Raw genomic sequence first — 944 nt, forward strand, 5'->3', positions numbered from 1 at the left:
AGCCACATGGTCCTGCCGTGACCTGAAGCGTCCGGACGGCAGCGGGTGCGGCGCCATATCGGCCGCCGCGCCCTACGGCACCATCGACTTCCGCAGCTCGTCCCGGCCCCGCTGCGCGGCGGGAGGCGTGGAACGCGCAGCCAGCAGGCGCCTGCCGCGCTGCCTCAGTTGCCGTAGCAGCTACCTGTCCTGGTGGTTGCCATCGACGGGTTCCGCCATATTTCGCTGTTGGCGGCGGATGCACCGATCAGTGACCGCCTCGCCGGAGGCGGTGTCTTCCTGCCCGTGCGCGTCCACGCGGACGACGAAGCGGGCGGGCAGGCCGTCCCCACGGCGGCGCAGCGAGGACCAGCCCGGGGCTCGGTGGCTTTCGGCGAAGGCGACGTCAACGCGCTGAACAAGGCACAGGGCCGGACGACTACGACTGCATCGAGCGGTGCGCGACTCCGTGTCATCGAGGCTGATCGCGCCGGTGTACCTGAGGGCTGCGATGGTCGGCGTATTGGTTCTCCCCTTTCCCGCCGACGCGGCATGGCCGTTGATTGTCATTTCCGCCGCGCTCCCAACGACCTCCCTGGTCCTCCCTGCCAAACCATGGAGGCGCGGCGGCTCCTCCGGGCCTACCCGCCCGCGAGGACCCCTGCCGTCCTGTTCGTGCCCCTGGAGACCATCCTGCTTTTGGTGGAAGGCCAGGGGGCGTGCAGCCGGCTGTGGTGGCCGGACCGCTGTTGAGCGGCCGTCCCTCCTGTCCGCGCTGCGCGGGTCCTCCGTGCTCCTGGCTGGCATCAACAGCGCCCTGTTCCTCGGCGCGGTGTTCTCACCGGTGCGCCAGGCACTGACGACGTCGGCCGTCGCGGGGCATGCCGCTCTCCAGTTGGGCTGAGCTCACCACGGACGATGCGGAGAGGTCCGCTTTGGTGGCCGGCACTCCTTCCGATGGCCAC

Annotated in this window: 1 protein-coding gene; it reads right to left on the bottom strand. The window is 70.2% G+C overall.

What is annotated here, in order from left to right; translation table 11 throughout:
- Positions 1-180 precede the first annotated feature (180 nt).
- Positions 181-549 (bottom strand): hypothetical protein, encoded by a 369-nt coding sequence (locus tag G6034_RS19405; protein ID WP_176636741.1) that lies wholly within the window; start codon positions 547-549, stop codon positions 181-183.
- Positions 550-944 lie beyond the last annotated feature (395 nt).

Source organism: Arthrobacter wenxiniae, from assembly GCF_013376105.1.
Taxonomy (GTDB): Bacteria; Actinomycetota; Actinomycetes; order Actinomycetales; family Micrococcaceae; genus Specibacter; species Specibacter wenxiniae.